The sequence below is a fragment of the Psychromonas sp. MME1 genome (assembly GCF_041080865.1).
Lineage (GTDB): Bacteria > Pseudomonadota > Gammaproteobacteria > Enterobacterales > Psychromonadaceae > Psychromonas.
The window spans coordinates 2,608,714-2,630,092 of the sequence record NZ_CP160906.1 but is presented as its reverse complement, the minus strand read 5'-3'; the positions used below and the strand labels follow the sequence as shown (position 1 = coordinate 2,630,092).

The following is a 21,379-nucleotide window of genomic DNA, read 5'->3' as shown; positions in this document are numbered from 1 at the left end:
TATAAACGATTTTACCTTTCGCATGTTTTTCACCATAATGTTTTCATAGGGACGGGTAAGTCGTTAAGTTAATCAATTTTAAATTTATTTATTCAATTTTACTGATAATTAGGAGATAGCAATGTTAAATAATATCGAAGGACAAAAAGTACCAAATGTTTCATTCCCTGCTCGCAAAGGCGATGAGTGGACAACGATCACAACGGATCAATTATTTGCTGGCAAAACGGTGGCAGTGTTTTCTCTGCCCGGTGCATTTACACCCACTTGTTCTTCTACTCATTTACCTCGCTATAATGAATTAGCTGGTGTATTAAAAGAAAATGGCGTTGATGAAATTGTCTGTATTAGTGTTAATGATACTTTTGTTATGAATGCATGGCTTGCCGATCAAGAAGCGGAAAATATCACGGTTGTACCAGATGGCTGCGGAACCTTTACTGAAGGTATGGGAATGTTAGTTGATAAAAGTGATATCGGTTTTGGTAAGCGCAGCTGGCGTTACAGCATGTTAGTTAAAGATGGCGTGATTGAAAAAATGTTTATTGAGCCAAACAAGCCGGGCGACCCATTTGAAGTATCAGATGCAGATACCATGCTTAATTATATTAACCCTAATGCGAAAGCACCTGCTGCAGTTGCTCTCTTTACTAAGCCTGGTTGCCCTTTCTGTGCGAAAGCGAAAGCCGTTTTAGCTGAAAGTAATATTGCTTTTGAAGAAATTGTATTAGGTAAAGATGCAACGAGTGTTAGCCTTAAAGCTGTGACAGGGGCAACCACTGTGCCACAACTATTTGTTGATGGAAAACATATTGGTGATAGCGATGCAGTAGTCGCCTACGTTAAAGGTTAATACTTCCTTAAATAAGACCAATATTTAAGCGTATTTTCAGGATTTTGAAAATGCGCTTTTTTTGACCCTAAATTTCGTAACGTGCAGCATAAATAGGGAATAAATCAGCTGTTAGGAGGATTTATGAATGAAATTAAAGTAGATGTAGCAGTAATCGGTGGTGGGACCGCTGGATTAGCAGCATACCGTGCCGCTAAAGAAAAAAACGATTCGGTTGTGCTTATTGAAGGAGGCGTATTTGGCACTACTTGTGCCCGTGTCGGCTGCATGCCTAGCAAATTGCTAATTGCAGCGGCAGAGGCGGCGCATGGTGCGGCGCATACGGCGCCTTTTGGTGTCTTTGTAGATGGTGATGTGCGCATTGATGGACAGAAAGTGATGCAGCGTGTGCGCGATGAACGGGATCGTTTTGTCGGTTTTGTGGTTGATGCTGTAGAAGGTATTCCGACTCAAGATAAAATTATTGGTAAAGCACGCTTTATTAATGAAAAAACGTTACAGATTGATGATCATACGCTGTTAATCGCAGATCGCATTGTTATTGCGACCGGATCTCGACCTGCTTATCCACCTGTTTGGAACGAATTAGGCGATAAGCTGATTATTAATGATGACCTTTTTAATTGGACTGATTTGCCTAAATCTGTGGCTGTTTTTGGTCCAGGGGTGATTGGTTTGGAGCTAGGTCAGTCATTACATCGCCTTGGTGTTAAGGTGCTAATGTTTGGCATGGGTGGGCAAGTTGGTCCTTTTACCGATCCTAAAGTGATGGCCTATGCGCAGAAAACTTTCTCCGATGAATTTTATTTAGATGCGGATGCGAATGTCACCAATATGGTTCGTATAGGTGATGTTGTTGAAATTACTTACATTGATAAAACTGGCGTAGAGCAAATAAGCCGAGTTGATTATGTGCTTGCTGCTACTGGTCGCCGACCAAATATTGATAATTTAGGCTTAGAAAATATAGAGATAGATAGTGATTCGCGAGGCGTACCGATTGCCGATCCCTATACCATGCAAACTTCGCAGCCCTCTATATTTATCGCTGGAGATGCCAGTAACCAAATTCCATTACTTCACGAAGCGGCTGATCAAGGTAAAATTGCAGGTAGTAACGCAGCTGTTTATCCTAATGTGCGTGCTGGTCTGCGTCGTACACCATTAGCAGCGGTATTTACTGACCCACAGCTGGCAATGGTTGGTTTAACGTATAAGCAGGTGAGTGAAAAGTATACGGGTTGCCATTGTTTTGAGACAGGCAGTGTCTCCTTTGAAGATCAGGGGCGTAGTCGCGTCATGCTGAAAAATAAAGGGTTATTAAATATTTATGGGGAACATGGTACGGGACGTTTTCTGGGAGCTGAGATGATTGGCCCACAGGCAGAACATTTGGCACATCTTTTAGCTTGGGCGCATCAAAATAGAATGACTATTTCGCAGATGCTTGATATGCCTTTTTACCATCCTGTTATTGAAGAAGGTGTTCGTACAGCTTTGCGAGACCTTAATGCCAAATTGAAATTAGGCAGCTCGATGGCAAATCAATGCATGGAGTGTGGGCCTGGCTGTTAGAGGTAGCTTATAAATAGAGCAAGAAAAATCACTAATCCGACATAGTTGTTATCTAAAAAGGCTTTAAAGCAGGCCTTTTTATCCCTCTCTTTTATATCCATTTGCTGTTTCACAAATAGGCCAAAAACGATGAGCAAAGCCACATAATAGCTGCTGCTTAACGATTCAATAATACCAACAATGAGTAATAAGATAAGGCAACTTAGCTGTAATAAGGCAACGATTAATTTATCGTAATCAGCGAATAAAATGGCCGTTGATTTTATCCCTATTCTCACATCATCATCACGGTCAACCATGGCATATAAGGTATCGTAAGCAATGGTCCAGAGAATATTGATGGAAAATAGAATCCATACTACCGAAGGAAGTTGGTTGGCCTGTGCTGCAAACGCCATGGGGATTGCCCAGCTAAAAGCGAGACCTAATACAAACTGTGGAAGATGTGTGAAACGTTTCATAAATGGATAGCAAAACGCCAGTAATAGGGCTGCAAGAGATAGTGTAATAGTCAACTTATTCTGTGTTAAAACCAGTAAAAATGCGCAGATTATTAGCCCAACAAATAGCCAGATGGCTTCTTTCCCTGTCGCTCTCCCTGAAGGTAAAGGTCTGTTTTTAGTGCGTTCTACAAAACCATCTACATTTCTATCGGCAAAATCATTGATCACACAACCCGCGCTGCGCATAATGAATACACCCGTTACAAAAACTGCTAAAACCGAGAGGTCAGGGATTCCCTGTGCAGCTATCCATAGCGCCCAGAGGGTAGGCCAAAGTAATAATAGGGTGCCGATTGGTTTATCGATACGCATTAATTGTGCATAAGCATGAATTTTTTGCTGAGTAAAAATGGTCATTTTTGATATACCCCCGAAGCAGGTAAAAATAGCTCACTGACCAACAGAGGTTTATTATTAAGGTAAAAAAATGATCGTCTTGCCCATAGTGCATATTCGCATGCTTGATTAATCGTTGCTGTAAATTGATGCACCGCTGATTTTTCGGGAAATTGGCATACCTCTATAGTGCCTCGTTGCATACTAGCATCTTGAAATAGCACTCGACCTAGTGATTGTTCGCCGAGATTTGCTAATGTCGCTTGTTGTGCTGTTAATGTTGAGAAAGGTATTTCAGTTTGCGCACAAATCATTGCTACATCATCGCAATAGAGCAATACTTCGCGGACTAATAGCTGTTTTTCATTTAAGAAATAACCTGAAAGTGGATTTTTTTGGGGGTTGATTGCTATTTGTTGTCTTAGTCGTACGTGGAATTTATTGCATTGTTGTTCGAGTTTCTCTGTCAATGAACTCTGATCAAATAACCATGAGCGTAACGTTTCTGAGCATTCGCCAGTGTCTATTTCGCTATACCAAGTATTTGAGAAGCTGATAGGAAGCAACTGATTAAGCATGAAAACCTTTATTTATTAAATATGTTAAAGAGGATAAAAGCAAAATAATTTGCTATTGTAGCACCCAAATATAGAAATCGTTTAGCTTTGTTGTAAGGAAATAATCATGTTTAAAAAAATGCTCTTTTGCCTATTCTGTTTTTCGTTTTTTCCCGTGCATATTGTTGCAGAGGAAGCTGCAACGGAAGAGGTAAATTATTATGAGTACCTCTTAATCGATCCCGATATTATTACTAATTACGATAAACAGGGTAAAAGAATCGGCTATATTCGAGTTTCTGTAGAGTTAATGGCTAAATCTAGTACTAATTATGCGTTATTAGCGCGTCATGAACCGTTAATTCGCGATAAAATCATTACAATATTGGGTGAACAAAGTGAGGATATGGTCAAATCAATCGCTGAAAGAGAAAATATCCGCCTACGTTGCCTGAATGAAATTAATGCGATGTTATCAACACCAACTGTTAATAACCCGCTTGCAGATTTATTGTTCACTAAATACCTATATGAGTAAATGTGGCTAGTTTTTATCGTTTAAAAATCGGTAATGAGCAAATAATTGCCAATATTATACCTGTAAATAAACCGGCAAGATGTGCATAGTTGGCCACATTTACAGGTAATATGTCGATGAAACCTAATACTAACCACCCAAGTAAAAATCCAAAATAAGCATTGGGTAAATTAATTTTACTCTGTTTATTAAGCTTTCCAAATAACCAACAATAGCCGACTAACCCATATACTACGCCGCTTAAACCACCAAAATAGGGGCCAACTAAGTGGTACTGTGCAAAATTTGAAATAATAGCGGTAAGCAAAAAGAATCAAGGTTAAACGTTGTTTACCTTCTATTTTTTCAATAATTCCAGCTAGCTGCCACCACCATAAAAGATTAAAAATAATATGCAAGGCGCTAAAATGGAGGAATGCAGGGGTAACAAATCGCCAACTTTGCCAATAATTAAAGTGATTATTGGTAAAAAAAGCGAGTGATGATTGAATGGGATCGAAGAGCCCTAAGCTAGTTAGCGCATAAATGGCGATACAGATGGCAATAATTAAATTCGTTAGTAAACCACCATGGGCAATAAAGTTGGCCAGTAAATGACTATTTTCAGCAGACAACGAAGGCGAAATCTGATTGGTTGAGCCTGTTTGCCAACTCGCAGCGAGATATTTCTCTTTATTGGGGTTGTGCAAAAAGGTCTGTAGTTCCATTTTAGCTGCATCATATTGCGTTTGTTCTTCTATTAGTAAAGGATAAATAAATTCATTATCCTCAATATGATTGGCAATACCGAGTGAATGTAAATAGTCTGAAAATGCCTGTGCAGCACGTAAATTTTGAAATTCATGTAATATTTGCATTGATTAATGTTCCAATTTATTAATGTCGCTATTACGAAACGATATCTTATTCTCTTGATTGAGTACATTAAGAAGTAATACTGAACGTTCTAAACCATCCGTTTGTGAAAAGATGGCTGATAGTCCTTGAAAAGGGCCATGTAATATCTCAACACTATCGCCATAGGATAAAAATTGCTCTGGTAAGCTCTGTAATGCGTTGTTTGATGCGCATATGTTTTTTAATTTTTCGATTAAGTCGATATTGACTTGTGCTATTTTCGCACCGAAGCGGATAAAATCGAGCACGCCTCGTGTGGATCGAATAGAGCTAAACGCGGCATCTTTGGGATCAATAAATACGAATAAGTAGGAGGGAAAGAGCGCTTCTTGAATAATGCTTTTTTTGCCACGAAGTATTTTCTCTTTGCTTATTTTTGGAAAAAAAGAGTCAATGCCCTGTTGTTGTAAATTTTCTACTGCTCGTTGCTCTTCACGACTTTTGCAATAGATAACAAACCATTTCTTGGCCATCATATTTCCTCTTGTTCGTCATTATCCATACTATTACTAAGTGATCTAGTCTACATTTTTTATTGTTATCTACATAGTTTGATAAAAAGTAAATTTATATTTATTGATAAAATCATTTTTTAGTCTAAATTTTGACTTTATTTAATCAAGAAAAGGAGTGTGTATGTTAACTTATCCAATTAATCGGCTATTAGTTTTTTTATTGCTATTTATCTTTTCAGGTGGCATTTCAGTCTATGCTGCAGATAACAGCATAAACAAAGGGGAGCTTAGCTCAGCGCAGGCTACAACAAAAATTAATATCAATACAGCGAGTAATGAACAGTTGGCAAGTTTAAAGGGGTTGGGCAATAAAAAAGCGCAGGCAATTGTTGATTATCGAGAACTAAATGGCCATTTTAAAAGCCTTGATGAATTAACTAATGTTAAAGGCATCGGGACGGGAACACTGGCCAAAATAGAACCCTTTCTTACACTATAATTAAGCTTCATCTTTATCATCCTTCATTGATATAGGGAAGGGTGATAAAGATATTTCTCCTTTGTGTTGAGCCTCATTTTCGACCTTATTTGAACTGTGCAAATGATAATGGCTTGATATTAAAGGCTCTGTACTTGATAATTGAATATTGATTTCTCGTGAGTTGAGGGTGTATGGCTTTTTTAGTTACAGGTGGTGCAGGATATATTGGTTGCATACCGTTTTGGAGTTATTGCAAGCAGGTGAAGAGGTTGTTGTTGTTGATAATCTGTGTAATTCTTCACTAGAGTCGTTACACAGAGTAGCTAAAATTACCGGTAAACAAGCGCTTTTTTATCAAGGTGATATCTTAGATTAAAAATTCCTCGACTCTATATTTAGCGAACACGATATTGATGCGGTGATCCATTTTGCTGGTTTAAAGGCCGTGGGAGAATCCGTTGCTAAGCCCGTTTCTTATTATCAAAATAATGTTCAAGGCACCTTAACACTGTTAGATGCGATGGCAACAGCCGGTGTTTTAAATTGGTATTTAGCTCCTCTGCTACTGTCTATGGTGATCCCGCTACTTTACCTATTAGTGAAAATGCGCCGGTAGGGGGGACGACTAATCCCTATGGTAGCTCGAAATTGATGGTTGAAATGGTACTTCAGGATGTCGCTAAATCAGATCCACGTTGGCGATTTGCTATACTCCGCTATTTTAATCCTGTGGGGGCACATATTTCAGGCTTAATTGGTGAAGATCCCAATGGTATTCCAAATAATTTATTACCCTATATTGCGCAAGTTGCCGTTGGTAAATTAAAGTCACTTGCCGTGTTTGGTAATGATTATGAGACAAAGGACGGGACTGGGGTGCGTGATTATATCCATGTCGTGGATCTTGCTCTTGGGCATCTGCGTGCTTTAGATAAATTAAATCAAGATACGGGTGTCTTTATCTATAATCTAGGAACCGGTAAGGGGTATTCGGTTTTCGATATGATCAATGCATTTGAGCAAGCTAGCGAAAAGCAGGTCGCTTATCATATTGCACCTCGTCGCGAGGGAGATATTGCCGCTTGTTATGCGGCACCTGATAAAGCAATGTCAGAGCTGAGTTGGCAAGCACAACGCAGCTTGAGTGATATGATGCAAGATACATGGCGATGGCAATCTAACAATCCAAATGGTTATTAAAAAACCATTTTTACGTTTTTAAATTCTATTGATAATTGAGGTTATATGATAAAAAAATGTTTATTTCCAGCCGCTGGGTATGGAACTCGCTTTTTGCCCGCTACTAAATCTATGCCGAAAGAGATGATGCCGGTTGTCAATAAACCTTTGATCGAATTTGGTGTCGATGAAGCATTAGAAGCAGGTATGACAGGAATGTGCATTGTTACTGGGCGTGGTAAGCACTCATTAATGGACCATTTTGACCTGAATTATGAATTAGAGCGCGAAATTAGTGGTACGCCAAAGGAAGAGAAGTTAAAAGATATTCGCGCGATTATGGATAAAGCGAGCTTCTCTTTTATTCGTCAACGAGAAATGCGTGGTCTTGGTCATGCTATTTTGATCGGTAAAGAGCTTGTTGGCGATGAACCATTTGCTGTCGTATTGGCCGATGACCTTTGTGTGAATGAGCAAGAAGGGGTACTTAAACAGATGGTCGGTCTGTATAACCAATTTCGTTGTACGATTATTGCCGTTGAAGAAGTCCCTGAGAGTGAAATTCATAAATATGGTGTGATTAAAGGTGAAATGATCAAAGACGATATTTATCGTGTTGATGATATGGTTGAGAAACCAGCACCGGGTACTGCTCCGAGTAATCTTGCTATTATTGGGCGTTATATATTGACCCCAGACATCTTTGATATTATTGAAGATACACCTCCCGGGAAAAATGGTGAAATTCAAATTACCGATGCATTATTAACGCAAGCGAAAAGAGGCTGTGTGTTGGCATATAAATTTAAAGGAAAGCGTTTTGACTGTGGTAGTGTGCCGGGTTTTATTGAGGCAACCAATTATGTATATGAAAATATATATAAAGACTAACCGTTTTTTAATAAAGATCGAATGCTTGAGTCTTGTGCTCAAGCTCCCTTGCGAATGAGGTATCGATAAGGTATATCTTGTGTTTCTATTTTCACTAATGTGTGATCCATAAAGCGGCAAAAACTAGGAATATCTCTAGTCGTTGCTGGATCATCAGCAATGACAAGTAATAAATCGCCTTGCTGCATTTTCCGAACCGTTTTACGAAGTAACATGACAGGCTCTGGGCAACGTAGTCCAAGCGTATCTAGTATTTTCGGCTGCTCTTCATTCATCGTTTTCATTTATTGTTTGTGTTAAAAATATTAACCCCACCAATAGCGTGAGGTTAATAATTATTTTACTTGATTGAATTAGCCTGTATTGCGCAAACCTGCCGCAATACCTGCAATAGTTACCATTAACGCTTGGTCAACAACCGGACATACTTCATTTTGTTCGTTGTGACTGCGGAAACGGGAAAGTAACTCGGCCTGTAACATATTGAGTGGGTCAACATAAGGATTGCGGAGTGATATTGACTCTTTAATCCAAGGTTGTTCCTGCATTAACATGTGGTCAGGAATAGCCTCTAACACAGTGTTACGTGTTAATACCAAGTTTTCGCGTAGGCGTTGACCTAACGGCCATAGATCTTCTGGTACCAGGCGCTCTTCATAGAATTGTGTTAACTCTTCATCTGCCTTCATAAAGACCATTTCAAGCATCTCTAAACGGGTATGGAAGAAAGGCCAGTGTTGATACATATCTCGGATCAGTTCTTTTTTACCTTCATCAAGAAACTTCTTAAGTGGCGTGCCTGCGCCTAACCATGCTGGCAACATTAATCGGTTTTGACTCCAAGCAAAAATCCAAGGAATAGCACGTAAACTTTCAATGCCACCATTTGGTTTACGCTTTGCAGGACGACTGCCAAGCGCAAGTTTACCCAATTCTTGTTCTGGGGTGACGCTACGGAAATAGGGAACAAATTGAGGCTCATCTTGAATAAAGTGACGATACTCTTGACATGATTCCTCAGAAAATCGCTCCATTATATCGCGCCACTCTTGTTTTGGTGCCGGTGGTGGCAATAAATTAGCTTCTAAAATAGCGGATGTATAAAGGTTTAAGCTCTGTATTGCTACTTTTGGTAAGCCGAATTTAAAGCGGATCATTTCTCCTTGTTCGGTTACCCGTAACCCACCCTTTAAGGAGCCTGGTGGTTGTGATAACAGCGCTTGGTGTGCTGGAGCTCCACCGCGTCCAATTGTACCGCCACGACCATGGAATAGAACCAGCTTAATATCATTTTCTGCACTGATTTTTACTAATGCTTCCTGTGCGGTGTATTGAGCCCAGTTCGCCGCCATCACTCCTGCATCTTTTGCTGAATCTGAGTAGCCAATCATAACGTGTTGCTCGCCATTGATATAACCACGGTACCAATCTACGGCAAAAAGGCGTGAAATAACATCCGCAGCATTATTTAAATCATCAAGTGTTTCAAATAATGGCGCAACGGGAATGCGGAATGGGCAGCCCACTTCTTTTAATAATAGCTGGACAGATAGTACGTCTGAGGCTTGTCGTGCCATTGATATGATGTAAATACCAAGCGCTTGTTGATCCGTTTGTGCAATAACTTTGCAAGTATCTAGGACCTCTTGAACCTCTGCAGATGGCTGCCACGATGCAGGTATTAATGGCCGTTTACTATTTAGCTCTTGTAATAAAAAGGCTTGTTTATCCGCTTCACTCCAAGCGTTATAATCACCTAATCCTAAGTAACGAGTTAATTCCGCTAATGTATTACCATGACGTTCGCCATCTTGGCGTATATCGAGCTTAACCAAATTAATACCAAAGCAGGCTATGCGACGTAGGATATCTAAAATTAATCCATTGGCAATTGAATGCAATCCGACATTTTTAAGTGAGTGATAACAGAGCTCGAGCGGCTCTTTTATCTGTTCTGTTCGGGTTACGATATCTTGTGCGTTGGTATTTAACCCTTGTAATTGTGCACTGAGAGAGGTTAATGTCTCTTTTAAGTCTGCGCGTAATTTACGTAAAATATAACGATATGGTTCATCGGTATCATCGCCAACGGTTGTGCGTAAATTTTCATCGCACTTATCCATAGATAGTTCTGTGGTAAGTTGTTTTATATCTTGGAGGTATAGGCTGACTGCCACCCAACGGCTAGTTAATAGCACTTCCTGTGTTACCTTTGCTGTAACAAATGGGTTCCCATCTCTGTCTCCCCCCATCCAAGAAGTAAACTGAATTGGAGAGGAATCTATTGGTAGAGATAAACCTAGCTCATTTTGGAGTTTACTTTCTAGCTCTCGAACATATTGAGGAACCGCATCCCATAAGCTGTTCTCTATCACAGCGAAACCCCATTTTGCTTCATCAACGGGGGTCGGACGATTCTTACGAATATCGTTGGTATGCCAAGCTTGGGTAATTAATTGTTCTAGGCGATTTAGTAATTGCTCTCGTTCTTTATCTGATATTTCAGTTATTTCTAATAAACTTAAACATTCGTTAATGGCAATATGTTTACTAATTAAAGTACGACGTGTTATTTCTGTCGGGTGAGCAGTTAGCACCATATTCATTTGTAAATCGGAGACTGCCTGTTGCATTGTTTCTTGAGAAACATTAGCATTTTTTAATTTAGCAATAAGAGTTTGCATAGGATCTGGCGCACAGACACCACTGTCACACTGGCGAGAAATGCCATGGAACTGTTCGGCGATATTCGCTAGATTTAAAAAATGAGTAAAAGCACGTGCAACGGGCACTAACTCTTCATCGGAAAGATTTGCCAGTACTGTGACTAATTCCTTACCATCTTCCTGATTGCCTGCGCGAGAAGACTTAGATAGCTGACGAATATATTCTATTTTTTCAAGAAACTCATCACCTAAATGGTCACTGATACTTTTGCCGAGTAATTGTCCTAATAAACCAACATTACTGCGTAAATTTGCGTATTGCTCTGTCATACAACCCCTTTATGCCCTGTAATAAAATTACATTATTTCATCCTCAATAGTGGGATAAATTAACACAACGTGCTACACAGTCAATATTTGTCCATAAAAGTTTACTGTTCTTTGATAATAAATAATGATTCTGAAACTCAATTACGGCAATAGCGATGAATTAATTTTTCAATAACCTCTTGGGTTGGTTTAACAAAAGCTAAGTCTAAGTATTCATTGGGTTGATGTGCTTGTGCGATATGTCCAGGGCCTAAAACAATGGTGTCGCAGCCAAGTTGTTCTATAAAGGGTGCTTCAGTGCAGTAATTGACACTTTGAGCTTGCTTTCCCGTGTAAATCTGAGCCTGATCAATTAAATCTGAATGCATTGGGCATTGGTATGAAGGGATTGGTTCGTGCATATGATAAATATCAACACAGTTCGGATAACGCTTTTCAACTTCCGATAGTGCTTGTTTTACACTAATAAAAAGTTCATTGGTGCTAACGCCGGGAATTGGTCGCATATCAATATGCAAATCACAGCAGCCACAAATACGGTTGGGGCTATCGCCTCCGTGTATTGCGCCAAAATTAAGCGTTGGATAAGGAACCGCAAAGTGTTCATTGTTATATTTTTCTTTAAATTTTTGCTGTAGTTTTTTTAATTCACCAATCACTAGATACATAATTTCAATTGCATTTAATCCTTTGTCTGGATCTGAGCTGTGGCCGCTACGTCCGGTTATGCGAATTCCTTCAGACATATGGCCTTTATGCATAACAACTGGAGTTAATCCTGTTGGTTCACCAATGATAGCGTAATCGGGTTTGATTGCTTTTTGCTCAGCGATAGCTTGTGCCCCAGACATGGTTGTTTCTTCATCGGCTGTCGCTAATATGTATAATGGTTTATCTAATTTATGTAGGTCAATGCCTTTAAGTACTTCAATAACAAAGGCAAAGAATCCTTTCATATCGATAGTCCCTAAACCGTATAAGCGATTATCTTTTTCAACAACCTTGAAGGGATCTGTAGACCATTGACCCGCGTCATATGGTACTGTATCGGTATGTCCAGCTAGTAATAACCCTCCTTTACCTTCACCAAACGTCGCAATTAAATTATATTTTCCAGGGGCTGCCTCTACTTCACGTATCTCATTTTTAAAACCAAGTTCAGCTAACCAAGTCGCAAGTTGGTTAATAACGGGTAAATTGCTTTGATCCCAAGCAGAGTCTGTCGAGCTAATTGATGGGATTGCGATAAGATCTTGGTAGAGATTAATAAATGATGGTAATGACATATAACACCTTCAGTAGGGTATGAGAAAGAGAGGGTAAATAATCAATTTTCAAGCAATGCTTGATTATATCAATCTGTATCATTATCAGGTCTATCTTGTTGGTTAAAAAAATAAATTTTTACTTCAACAAGCGATGACTTCAATGTTATGCGGATTGGTATGAGATCTTCACGTATTATTTTATAGTAAATATACACCTTTATTCTCAATATAAAAAATAGATAAGCGTAGTGGTAGAGTAAATTATTAAGAGGAATAAGTTTAATATGGTTGAGGACTCTATTATTCACAGGCGTAGTGAATAATAGAGTAAAAGGTGCTATTTATTTTTTATCTTTAGAGCCTTCAAGTAATTCATCATAGATAAAATCTGCCCAAAGAGGATTTTCTTCTAATATTTTTTTGCTATCGGCAGAGGTTGCCTCTGATTTTTTTACTGATGCTAATAAACGCTGGAAATTAGAAACCATATAGTTAAATGCCTTTGCCATATCAGCAAGTTCATCATTACTCTTTGTTGAAACGGATATCGTTAAATCATTGGTCTCTGATATTTTTATAATTGAGTTTTTAATGTGCAAAATTGCACCCATAATACTATGAGAAATAAACCAAGTAACAATCATTGAAATAAATAAAGCAACGGCAAGCAAGATATAGGTCATCTGTTTCATGGAATCTATATAATCAGTGATCACATCATTAATTGTTGTTACTAGACTTGCTTGCACTATGCTAATTTTTGATACTGTTTCATTTAATTTTTTTCGTAAACCATCGTTGTCGTTATAACCTAATTGTTGTTGTGCTGCTATTAATGACATAAACGCATTTTTATATGCATCAAGGGCACTTAAAATCGCATTTTTTTGCGGTGTTACTAAGTAACTTTTTTTCACGTCAGCATAAAAGTTATCAAAGTCTTCAGTAAAGATATCGATATATTTATCGTCAAGCAGTAGCATGTAATTTTTTTCACTGTTGCGAACATTCAGCATCATTTTATGAAACATCACTGAGTCACCAATCTCGACCTCTGCCGTATGTGCTGTCTCTCTAAGTTGACCATAGAAACCACTTTGTGAATCAAATCCTATACGTTTTTGTGTATTAAATACTTCAATGAAGATATTTTGGTATTCATTGAGTAATTTACCTAATCGCAACGGTTCTTCACTTGAGCGGTTAATGTTTCTCAGGTCATAATCCAATTTGTTGATTTGTGTTTGTAATGCCAATATTTCGTTGTTGAAGGTTTCATAATATTCATTTTTTTTACTGACTAAAAAGTCCTTTTCGTGTGTTCTTAATTTCCAAATGCTGGTTTCAATTTTGCCGATATTTTCTGTTAGGACAATATCCTGTTTAAAGGATGTGGCAGCGAAGGTCATTAGCAATAGCATAGCTAGCATACTGACTGCTGTTACAAGAGTAGAGGCTCTTAATTTTTGTTTGATTAACATTTGTGTTGAATTCCCTTTGAATGAAAATGAATGTAACTAAATATAATTATTGTTTTTGTTGCTGCCAATAATTTTTTGCACATCTTACTAAGAACTGGCAGGTTATGGCGTACAATTTATATTAATAAATAGCTTTTTGTGAGCTAACTTAACAAAAGTAATAAATTTATACATGTTTGCTTATTTTTATTTTTAATAACACATACTTTGCACCTGATAGAGGTAATTTGTAAATATTCTGTTTTCGCTCTGTGCTGGTTAAATTCATTTATATAATTATTCATAAATATTGAATAAATACTCAGAACTTATTAGAATGCCCTTCATACTACGGAGAGTGCCAAAATGGGGCTCTCTATTTTTATTGAGCAGATGAAACAGGGACTCCCTATGTTAAAAGCAATTGTAGTTGGTGCAAGTGGTTATACTGGCGCTGAATTGGCTCTTTTTTTAACTCGTCATAAATATATTGAATTAAGTGGCTTATATGTTTCAGAGAATAGTCTCGATAAAGGAAAAAAAATATCAGACCTTTATGGAAACTTACTAGGTGTTGTTGATTTACCATTACAGCCGCTTGCAAGTGATAATGTTGCCACTATTTGTGCGGGTATTGATATTGTCATTTTAGCGACTGCACATGAAGTAAGTCATGATTTGGCAGCTCTTTTTCTTGAACAAAATACCGTGGTTTTCGATCTTTCCGGTGCATTCCGAGTCCAAAGCTCTGGTTTTTATGATAAGTATTACGGATTTACTCATCAATACCCAGATTTGTTAGATAAAGCTGTTTATGGTCTAGCTGAATGGAATGTCGCCGCAATTAAAAAAACAGATTTAATTGCCGTACCTGGTTGTTATACCACTGCATCGTTAACGGCACTTAAGCCATTATTTGAAGCTGGGTTAATTAAAGAAGGTTGCAAACCAACCATTAATGCAACCAGTGGGGTAAGTGGCGCAGGTAGAAAAGCGAGTATAGCGAGTAGTTTTTGTGAAGTAAGTTTACAGCCATATGGTGTATTCAATCACCGCCATAAACCCGAAATAGATCAACATCTAGGAACTCCTGTTGTATTTACTCCGCATTTAGGTAGTTTCAAGCGTGGTATTTTAGCAAGTATCAATGTGCAGCTCAAAGAAGGGGTGAGCAACGCTCAGGTTGATCAAGCATATCACGACGCTTATGCAGATAAAGAAATTGTTCGTTTGATGCCTCATGGTAAATATCCTGCATTAAAAAATGTTGTTAATACTCCTTTTTGTGACTTGGGATGGGCTGTAGATGGTAACGATCTGGTCGTGTTTAGCGCAATTGACAATTTATTGAAAGGTGCTTCGTCGCAGGCGATACAATGTATTAATATACGTTTTGGATTTGCCATGACAACGTCTCTTATTTAAGTGGAATAATAAAAATGACTCAACCTTTGTCTACACAGCCATTACTGATAAAATTGGGTGGTGCTGTGCTTGAAAACCAACAGGCCTTAGCTAATTTATTTTCAGCTTTAACCGTCTATTTACAAGATCAACAGCGTCCTTTGTTATTAGTGCACGGAGGCGGCGTTATTGTTGAAGATGTATTGCGCAAAATGAACATCGTTAGTGAAAAAAAAAATGGTTTACGCATAACGCCCTTCGAGCAAATACCTTATGTTGCCGGAGCATTAGCTGGAACATCTAATAAATTGCTAATGGCGCAGGCGCTACAGTCTGGGCTTTCGGCGGTTGGGCTTTCGCTTGCCGATGGTTTTAGTTGCAAAGTGACGCAGCTCGATCCTGAACTAGGAGCCGTTGGTGTCTGCAGTGCTAACAACCCAACCTTAATAAATGGCTTATTAGCTGCAGGACATTTACCAGTTATATCATCTATTGGAATTGGTGATGATGGCCGCTTATATAATGTTAATGCAGATCAAGCTGCCATTGCTATATGTGAATTGATTGGTGCCGAATTAGTATTCTTGTCCGATGTCGATGGCGTATGGGATGAGAATAAACAGGTCATAGCTGAGCTAAATACACAATTAGCTGATACACTTATCGCCGATGAAGTAATCAAAGACGGTATGGTTGTGAAAGTGCAAGCTGCGCTACAGGCAGCAGATAAACTAGGTTATGTTATGTTGGCTAGTTGGAAGAATCCTGAAAATTTAGTGTCATTGCTTGCAGGGCAAGCCGTGGGAACAAAAGTAGTTAAGTAGAGAGTAAAGCGATGAAAGATTTATTAACAGGTATGGAAATGACGCAGCAACAGGCATTGGATCTGATTGCATTAGGCAAAGAGTTAAAAGCAAATCCTGCTAAATATCATCAAGCATTAGCTGGCAAAAGTGTGGTGACGTTATTTGAAAAACAATCATTGCGAACGCGTGTTACCTTTGATATTGGTGTCAATAAATTAGGGGGGCATGTTGTCTACTTAGACCAAACAAATGGTGCCATGGGTAGCCGTGAAGATGTTAAAGATTTTGCCGCTAATATTTCTCGCTGGGCTGATTGTATTGTTGCACGTGTTTTTGATCATAATACATTACTTGAAATGCAACAATACTCGAGCGTGCCGGTCATTAACTCGCTATGTGACCTTTACCATCCGTGTCAGGCGATGGCAGATTTTTTAACTATTTCTGAGCAATATGATGATGTTTCTAAGGTCAAATTAGCTTATATTGGTGATGGCAATAATGTCACTCATTCCCTTTTTATTGCTGGTGCCATATTGGGAGCAGAGGTCACAGCTGTTTGTCCGATTGGTCATAGCCCTGATGCACAAGTAATGAAAATGGCCGAAGAGATAGCTGCCAAAAATGGCGGTAGTATCAGAGTTACTAACGATATTAATGATATTAAAGGTTATGATGTGGTATACGGCGACACTTGGATATCTATGGGGGACGCGACTCCTCTTGCAGAAATAAAAAGTAAATTTATGCCTTACCAAATTAACCGAGAATTACTGAATTTAACGGGAATTAAACACGTATTACATTGCCAACCAGCCCATCGTGGTTTAGATATCACATCAGAGGTAATGGATGGTCCTGCTTCGTTGATTTTTGACCAAGCAGAAAATAGAATGCATATTCAAAATGCTATCATGCTGACACTGATCAAAGGAAAATAATCAAATGAGTAAAGTTAAAAAAGTGGTACTCGCTTATTCGGGTGGTCTAGATACTTCAGCAATCATTCCATGGTTAAAAGAAACTTATGATGATTGTGAAATTGTTGCTTTTTGTGCTGATGTTGGTCAAGGTGCAGAAGAATTAGTTGGTTTACATGAGAAAGCGATAGCATCAGGTGCTTCTGAATGTCATATTGTAGATCTTAAAGAAGAGTTTGTTAAAGACTACATTTATCCAACGATGGCAACTGGTGCCGTATACGAAGGTACTTATTTATTAGGTACATCGATGGCGCGTCCAATTATTGCCAAAGCACAAGTGGAAGTTGCACTTAAAGTTGGGGCGGATGCGGTTTGCCATGGTTGTACTGGTAAAGGTAATGACCAAATTCGTTTTGAGAGTTGTTTCGCAGCATTAGCGCCAGAATTAAAAGTCATTGCGCCATGGCGTGAATGGGATATGGTTTCGCGTGAAGATCTGCTTGATTACCTTGCTGAACGTAATATTAAAACAACGGCGAGTGCAGCTAAGATATATAGCCGAGATGCAAACGCATGGCATATTTCTCATGAGGGCGGTGAATTAGAGGACCCGTGGAATGAGCCAAGTAAAGGTGTGTGGACGTTAACGGTTGATCCGATTGATGCCCCTAATGAACCCGAATATTTAACCATTAAAGTTGAATGTGGGCGTGTTACTGCTGTTGATGGTGTTGAGTTATCACCATACGATGCATTGATGCTATTAAACAAAAAAGCAGCTGCTCATGGTGTTGGTCGTATTGATATTACAGAAAACCGTACTGTTGGTATGAAGTCTCGAGGTTGTTATGAAACACCAGGAGGCACCGTAATGGTAACAGCACTGCGTGGCATTGATGAATTAGTTCATGACAAGCCATCACGTAAATGGCGAGATCAAGTTGGGCAAGAATTTGCGCATTTAGTTTATGATGGTCGTTGGTTTACACCTTTATGCGGCTCTTTACTAGCTGCTTCTGAAGCATTAGCAAAAGATGTTAATGGTGAAGTTGTTGTTAAAATGTATAAGGGGCAAGTGACGGCAGTACAGAAACGTTCGCCAAATAGCCTTTATTCAGAGGAGTTTGCTACATTTGGTGATGACAACGTGTATGATCAAAAACATGCCGAAGGTTTTATCCGTTTATATTCACTATCTAGTCGTATTCGTAAGTTAAATAGTAAATAATTTAAGCAACTAGATTTCTATTCTATTCCTGTTTACCTTGTTGTATAGGCAAACAGGAATTTCTATTTATATAGGTTCTAAAACCTGATTTAATCAAGATTCTATATAAATAAAAAAACAAACTAAGTGATGGAGCATTAACATGGCATTATGGGGTGGGCGTTTTAGCCAAGCGGCAGACGTTAAATTTAAACTATTTAATGATTCATTAAAATTCGATTATCGTCTTGCAGAGCAGGATATAATTGGTTCAATAGCTTGGTCTAAATCATTGCAATCAGTGAATGTTTTGACTGAAGAAGAGCAAAAACAGTTAGAATCAGCATTAAATGAATTATTAATTTCAGTTCAACTAAACCCAAGTCAAGTATTGCAATCCGATGCAGAAGATATACATTCTTGGGTTGAAACTCAGCTGATTCATCGTGTTGGTGATTTAGGTAAAAAATTACACACTGGGCGGAGTCGTAATGATCAAGTTGCAACTGATTTAAAGCTTTGGTGTAAAAAAACAGCACAAGAATTAGTATTGCATCTCGATACGTTACAAAAAAAATTGATCGAATTGGCGCGTATTCATCAAGATGTTGTATTACCAGGGTATACGCACTTGCAGCGAGCACAACCAGTGACATTTTCACATTGGTGCCTTGCTTATTTAGAAATGCTCGAACGTGATTATAGCCGTTTAAAAGGCTGTATTGATAGGCTAAATACCTGTCCGCTAGGAAGTGGGGCATTAGCAGGTACTGCTTATGCTATAGACAGGACTGCATTGGCACATTCATTAGGTTTTGCTAGAGCCACACGAAATAGTTTAGATTCTGTTTCAGACAGAGACCATGTCGTGGAATTGATGAGTTGTGCAACACTATCAATGGTACATTTATCACGAATGGCTGAAGATTTAATTTTTTACAACAGTGGCGAGTCTGCGTTTATAGAAATGTCTGACTTAGTTACGTCAGGTTCATCTCTGATGCCACAGAAAAAAAATCCAGATGCGATGGAATTGATACGCGGGAAATCTGGTCGTGTATTTGGCTCTTTGGCTGGAATGTTAATGACCTTAAAAGCGTTGCCTCTTGCCTATAATAAAGATATGCAAGAAGATAAAGAAGGACTATTTGATGCGTTAGATACATGGGGGGATTGTCTAGAAATGGCCGCGATGGCATTGACTGACCTTAAAGTAAATGAAGCGCGTACGAAGGAAGCCGCACAAGGCGGTTACTCAAATGCCACTGAATTGGCTGATTACCTTGTGGCAAAAGGGATCCCCTTCCGAGAAGCGCATCATATTGTTGGCGTTGCCGTGGTCGCTGCTATTGAAAAAGGAGTGCCGCTTGAAGGGTTAACCGTGCCTGAATTCAAAGCGTTTTCACAAGTTATAGAAGAAGATGTTTACCCTGTATTAACATTAGAAGCGACATTATCTGCACGTAAAGCTCAAGGTGGCGTGGCTCCAGAACAAATAGAATATGCACTAACCGAAGCGGAACAACGTTTAACAGATCGTGATACGAGTGGGTTAGTGATTCGTACAGCTCGCTTAACTGATTTAGAGCGTATTGAATCGATGGTCAATCACTGGGCTGAAAAGGGGGAAAATTTACCTCGAGATAAGTCTGATTTGGTAAAATCGGTTGGTGAATTTTCGGTAACTGAATATGAAGGGAAAGTAACTGGCTGTGGTTCATTATATGTCTATGACACAGGACTTGCTGAGATCCGTTCGTTAGGTGTTGAACCTGGTTATGAACGTAAAGGGCAGGGACGAATTCTTGTTGAACGGATTATCAAACGCGCTGAAAAACTAGCTATTAAACGTGTATTTGTCTTAACACGTATGCCTGAGTTTTTTATGAAACTAGGTTTTAGCCCTACAAGCAAATCATTAATGCCTGAAAAAGTGATGAAAGATTGCGCAATGTGTATTCGTCAGCATGCCTGCGATGAAGTTGCGTTAGAATTTCATATTAATAGCAGTACTTTAATTCATAAAGAAATACTGTAATTTTTAAAAACAAGGCCACAGCCCTGTGGCCTTGTTTTTGGCTGAGCGATTTAATTACAACTTTCTTGTTGGTACTCATTTTTTAGCTTAACGTAATGAGCAGCAGAGCGCTTCAAAAATGCTCGTTCATCTTCGCTAAGTTTCCTTACCGCTTTTGCTGGCGAACCAACATATAGATAACCCGTTGCAAGATGTTTATTTGGTGGAACTAATGCTCCAGCGCCGAGGATAACATCGTCATCAATATGGGCATTATCTAAAACGATGGCCCCCATTCCAATTAAAACGCGATCACCGATTTTACAAGCATGAAGCATTGCTTTATGGCCTACGGTAACATCTTCACCAATGTGTAAAGAGTAACCATCTATATTCGCTTCACCTTTACGTGCAACATGTAAAACGGAACCATCTTGAATATTTGTGCGTTTTCCTACTTTAATGCTATTCACATCGCCACGTAATACTGACATAGGCCAAACACTGACGTCCTCATCTAATACAACATCGCCAATAATAGAAGAAAAGGGATCAATATATACAGAATCGGCAACTTTTGGAAAAATGCCCCTATAAGGGCGTAAAACAGGAAGCATAAAAACCTCTTCAAATAGGATAGAAAAAGAAACTATACGATAACTTTGTGTGGATAACAAAAGCTAAGTTGTGGATAACGTGTTTGTAATTAAGGTATAAAAATTTATTTTAAAAATAACTGAAATATAGCAAAAAAAACCTTGCCAATGTGATCTGAATCCCTATAATGCGCATCCACAGACACGGGGCGTAACGCAAGTTAGCAACCAGTTTGAGAATAAAACAAACGCATTTATCGCTTCGTAAGAAACGTAAAATAAGACGTTGACATTGTTCGAAAGGGGCGTAATATACGCACCTCGCCGCAAGGCGCGCTCTTTAACAATTTAATCAAACAATCTGTGTGGGCACTTATTGTTGATGTGATTTCAAATAATCAAAAAGTAACGTTTCTGCTTGCAGAAAGTTACACCTA

Annotated in this window: 20 protein-coding genes and 1 pseudogene; 11 read left to right on the top strand and 10 right to left on the bottom strand. The window is 38.8% G+C overall.

Annotation, left to right across the window (positions count from 1 at the left end; genetic code table 11):
• The first annotated feature begins 121 nt into the window (after positions 1–121).
• Positions 122–853 (top strand): glutathione peroxidase, encoded by a 732-nt coding sequence (locus tag AB2N10_RS12035; RefSeq protein ID WP_354622626.1) that lies wholly within the window; start codon positions 122–124, stop codon positions 851–853.
• 123 nt (positions 854–976) lie between these two features.
• The gene (locus tag AB2N10_RS12030; protein WP_354622625.1) at positions 977–2,428 is read left to right on the top strand and encodes a dihydrolipoyl dehydrogenase; all 1,452 of its coding nucleotides are present in this window, start codon (positions 977–979) and stop codon (positions 2,426–2,428) included.
• Here AB2N10_RS12030 and ubiA read toward each other — a convergent pair.
• Positions 2,425–3,288: a 4-hydroxybenzoate octaprenyltransferase gene (gene ubiA, locus AB2N10_RS12025; RefSeq protein WP_354622624.1), complete on the bottom strand. Its 864-nt coding sequence runs from the start codon at positions 3,286–3,288 to the stop codon at positions 2,425–2,427. The genes AB2N10_RS12030 and ubiA overlap by 4 nt on opposite strands.
• Entirely contained in the window at positions 3,285–3,845 is a 561-nt protein-coding gene (locus AB2N10_RS12020; RefSeq protein ID WP_354622623.1) for a chorismate lyase, read from the bottom strand. The genes ubiA and AB2N10_RS12020 overlap by 4 nt, the downstream gene beginning before the upstream one ends.
• 106 nt (positions 3,846–3,951) lie before the next feature.
• Here AB2N10_RS12020 and AB2N10_RS12015 point away from each other — a divergent pair, with 106 nt between their 5' ends.
• The gene (locus tag AB2N10_RS12015) at positions 3,952–4,362 is read left to right on the top strand and encodes a flagellar basal body-associated FliL family protein (protein WP_369433897.1); all 411 of its coding nucleotides are present in this window, start codon (positions 3,952–3,954) and stop codon (positions 4,360–4,362) included.
• A gap of 13 nt (positions 4,363–4,375) precedes the next feature.
• Here AB2N10_RS12015 and AB2N10_RS12010 read toward each other — a convergent pair whose 3' ends face one another.
• From AB2N10_RS12010 to rfaH, 3 genes are read right to left on the bottom strand one after another with little or no spacing between them, the layout of a single operon-like run.
• Complete coding sequence (locus AB2N10_RS12010) at positions 4,376–4,669, bottom strand: rhomboid family intramembrane serine protease (protein ID WP_354622622.1); 294 nt, start codon at positions 4,667–4,669, stop codon at positions 4,376–4,378.
• Positions 4,551–5,219 carry a rhomboid family intramembrane serine protease gene (locus tag AB2N10_RS12005; protein ID WP_369433896.1) on the bottom strand — a complete coding sequence of 223 codons (669 nt, stop codon included), beginning with the start codon at positions 5,217–5,219 and terminating at the stop codon, positions 4,551–4,553. The genes AB2N10_RS12010 and AB2N10_RS12005 overlap by 119 nt, the downstream gene beginning before the upstream one ends.
• Positions 5,220–5,222: 3 nt before the next feature.
• Complete coding sequence (gene rfaH / locus AB2N10_RS12000) at positions 5,223–5,735, bottom strand: transcription/translation regulatory transformer protein RfaH (protein ID WP_369433895.1); 513 nt, start codon at positions 5,733–5,735, stop codon at positions 5,223–5,225.
• A gap of 160 nt (positions 5,736–5,895) precedes the next feature.
• Here rfaH and AB2N10_RS11995 point away from each other — a divergent pair, with 160 nt between their 5' ends.
• The 3 genes and pseudogenes from AB2N10_RS11995 to galU all read left to right on the top strand — a co-directional run bounded on the left by AB2N10_RS11995 (position 5,896) and on the right by galU (position 8,265).
• Positions 5,896–6,213 carry a helix-hairpin-helix domain-containing protein gene (locus AB2N10_RS11995; protein WP_354622619.1) on the top strand — a complete coding sequence of 106 codons (318 nt, stop codon included), beginning with the start codon at positions 5,896–5,898 and terminating at the stop codon, positions 6,211–6,213.
• A 173-nt stretch (positions 6,214–6,386) separates the two neighbouring features.
• Positions 6,387–7,395, top strand: a pseudogene (gene galE / locus AB2N10_RS11990) (UDP-glucose 4-epimerase GalE).
• A gap of 45 nt (positions 7,396–7,440) precedes the next feature.
• Positions 7,441–8,265, top strand: coding sequence for a UTP--glucose-1-phosphate uridylyltransferase GalU (gene galU, locus AB2N10_RS11985; RefSeq protein ID WP_354622618.1), 825 nt, complete (start codon positions 7,441–7,443; stop codon positions 8,263–8,265).
• A gap of 38 nt (positions 8,266–8,303) precedes the next feature.
• On the opposite strand, the gene tusA is transcribed toward galU, so the two are convergent.
• From tusA to AB2N10_RS11965, 4 genes are all read right to left on the bottom strand, one after another.
• Positions 8,304–8,540, bottom strand: coding sequence for a sulfurtransferase TusA (tusA, locus tag AB2N10_RS11980; RefSeq protein ID WP_354622617.1), 237 nt, complete (start codon positions 8,538–8,540; stop codon positions 8,304–8,306).
• Between the two features lie 78 nt (positions 8,541–8,618).
• Positions 8,619–11,261 carry a phosphoenolpyruvate carboxylase gene (gene ppc / locus AB2N10_RS11975; protein ID WP_354622616.1) on the bottom strand — a complete coding sequence of 881 codons (2,643 nt, stop codon included), beginning with the start codon at positions 11,259–11,261 and terminating at the stop codon, positions 8,619–8,621.
• Between the two features lie 137 nt (positions 11,262–11,398).
• A complete protein-coding gene (argE, locus tag AB2N10_RS11970; protein ID WP_354622615.1) occupies positions 11,399–12,547 on the bottom strand; it encodes an acetylornithine deacetylase in 1,149 nt (382 codons plus the stop codon).
• 323 nt (positions 12,548–12,870) lie between these two features.
• Positions 12,871–14,010 (bottom strand): HAMP domain-containing protein, encoded by a 1,140-nt coding sequence (locus AB2N10_RS11965; protein WP_369433894.1) that lies wholly within the window; start codon positions 14,008–14,010, stop codon positions 12,871–12,873.
• A gap of 390 nt (positions 14,011–14,400) precedes the next feature.
• Here AB2N10_RS11965 and argC point away from each other — a divergent pair, with 390 nt between their 5' ends.
• The 5 genes from argC (at position 14,401) to argH (ending at position 20,367) form a co-directional block, all read left to right on the top strand.
• Complete coding sequence (gene argC, locus AB2N10_RS11960; protein ID WP_354623457.1) at positions 14,401–15,414, top strand: N-acetyl-gamma-glutamyl-phosphate reductase; 1,014 nt, start codon at positions 14,401–14,403, stop codon at positions 15,412–15,414.
• 14 nt (positions 15,415–15,428) lie between these two features.
• Complete coding sequence (gene argB / locus AB2N10_RS11955) at positions 15,429–16,217, top strand: acetylglutamate kinase (RefSeq protein WP_369433893.1); 789 nt, start codon at positions 15,429–15,431, stop codon at positions 16,215–16,217.
• An 11-nt stretch (positions 16,218–16,228) separates the two neighbouring features.
• A complete protein-coding gene (locus AB2N10_RS11950; protein ID WP_354622612.1) occupies positions 16,229–17,140 on the top strand; it encodes an ornithine carbamoyltransferase in 912 nt (303 codons plus the stop codon).
• Positions 17,141–17,144: 4 nt separating this feature from the next.
• A complete protein-coding gene (locus AB2N10_RS11945) occupies positions 17,145–18,350 on the top strand; it encodes an argininosuccinate synthase (protein ID WP_369433892.1) in 1,206 nt (401 codons plus the stop codon).
• A gap of 142 nt (positions 18,351–18,492) precedes the next feature.
• Positions 18,493–20,367 carry an argininosuccinate lyase gene (gene argH / locus AB2N10_RS11940; protein WP_354622611.1) on the top strand — a complete coding sequence of 625 codons (1,875 nt, stop codon included), beginning with the start codon at positions 18,493–18,495 and terminating at the stop codon, positions 20,365–20,367.
• Between the two features lie 50 nt (positions 20,368–20,417).
• Here argH and AB2N10_RS11935 read toward each other — a convergent pair whose 3' ends face one another.
• Positions 20,418–20,963, bottom strand: a complete 546-nt coding sequence (locus tag AB2N10_RS11935) for a gamma carbonic anhydrase family protein (RefSeq protein WP_354622610.1) — start codon at positions 20,961–20,963, stop codon at positions 20,418–20,420.
• Positions 20,964–21,379: the final 416 nt, after the last annotated feature.

Bases quoted from the DNA above. Each gene is read 5' to 3' on its own strand.
- argB (WP_369433893.1), top strand. From the start codon at position 15,429: ATGACTCAACCTTTGTCTACACAGCCATTACTGATAAAATTGGGTGGT.
- rfaH (WP_369433895.1), bottom strand. From the start codon at position 5,735: ATGATGGCCAAGAAATGGTTTGTTATCTATTGCAAAAGTCGTGAAGAG.
- AB2N10_RS11965 (WP_369433894.1), bottom strand. From the start codon at position 14,010: ATGTTAATCAAACAAAAATTAAGAGCCTCTACTCTTGTAACAGCAGTC.
- tusA (WP_354622617.1), bottom strand. From the start codon at position 8,540: ATGAATGAAGAGCAGCCGAAAATACTAGATACGCTTGGACTACGTTGC.
- AB2N10_RS11995 (WP_354622619.1), top strand. From the start codon at position 5,896: ATGTTAACTTATCCAATTAATCGGCTATTAGTTTTTTTATTGCTATTT.
- galU (WP_354622618.1), top strand. From the start codon at position 7,441: ATGATAAAAAAATGTTTATTTCCAGCCGCTGGGTATGGAACTCGCTTT.
- AB2N10_RS12005 (WP_369433896.1), bottom strand. From the start codon at position 5,219: ATGCAAATATTACATGAATTTCAAAATTTACGTGCTGCACAGGCATTT.
- AB2N10_RS12030 (WP_354622625.1), top strand. From the start codon at position 977: ATGAATGAAATTAAAGTAGATGTAGCAGTAATCGGTGGTGGGACCGCT.
- argC (WP_354623457.1), top strand. From the start codon at position 14,401: ATGTTAAAAGCAATTGTAGTTGGTGCAAGTGGTTATACTGGCGCTGAA.
- AB2N10_RS11945 (WP_369433892.1), top strand. From the start codon at position 17,145: ATGAGTAAAGTTAAAAAAGTGGTACTCGCTTATTCGGGTGGTCTAGAT.
- AB2N10_RS12020 (WP_354622623.1), bottom strand. From the start codon at position 3,845: ATGCTTAATCAGTTGCTTCCTATCAGCTTCTCAAATACTTGGTATAGC.
- AB2N10_RS11935 (WP_354622610.1), bottom strand. From the start codon at position 20,963: ATGCTTCCTGTTTTACGCCCTTATAGGGGCATTTTTCCAAAAGTTGCC.
- ppc (WP_354622616.1), bottom strand. From the start codon at position 11,261: ATGACAGAGCAATACGCAAATTTACGCAGTAATGTTGGTTTATTAGGA.
- AB2N10_RS12015 (WP_369433897.1), top strand. From the start codon at position 3,952: ATGTTTAAAAAAATGCTCTTTTGCCTATTCTGTTTTTCGTTTTTTCCC.
- argE (WP_354622615.1), bottom strand. From the start codon at position 12,547: ATGTCATTACCATCATTTATTAATCTCTACCAAGATCTTATCGCAATC.
- ubiA (WP_354622624.1), bottom strand. From the start codon at position 3,288: ATGACCATTTTTACTCAGCAAAAAATTCATGCTTATGCACAATTAATG.
- AB2N10_RS11950 (WP_354622612.1), top strand. From the start codon at position 16,229: ATGAAAGATTTATTAACAGGTATGGAAATGACGCAGCAACAGGCATTG.
- argH (WP_354622611.1), top strand. From the start codon at position 18,493: ATGGCATTATGGGGTGGGCGTTTTAGCCAAGCGGCAGACGTTAAATTT.
- AB2N10_RS12035 (WP_354622626.1), top strand. From the start codon at position 122: ATGTTAAATAATATCGAAGGACAAAAAGTACCAAATGTTTCATTCCCT.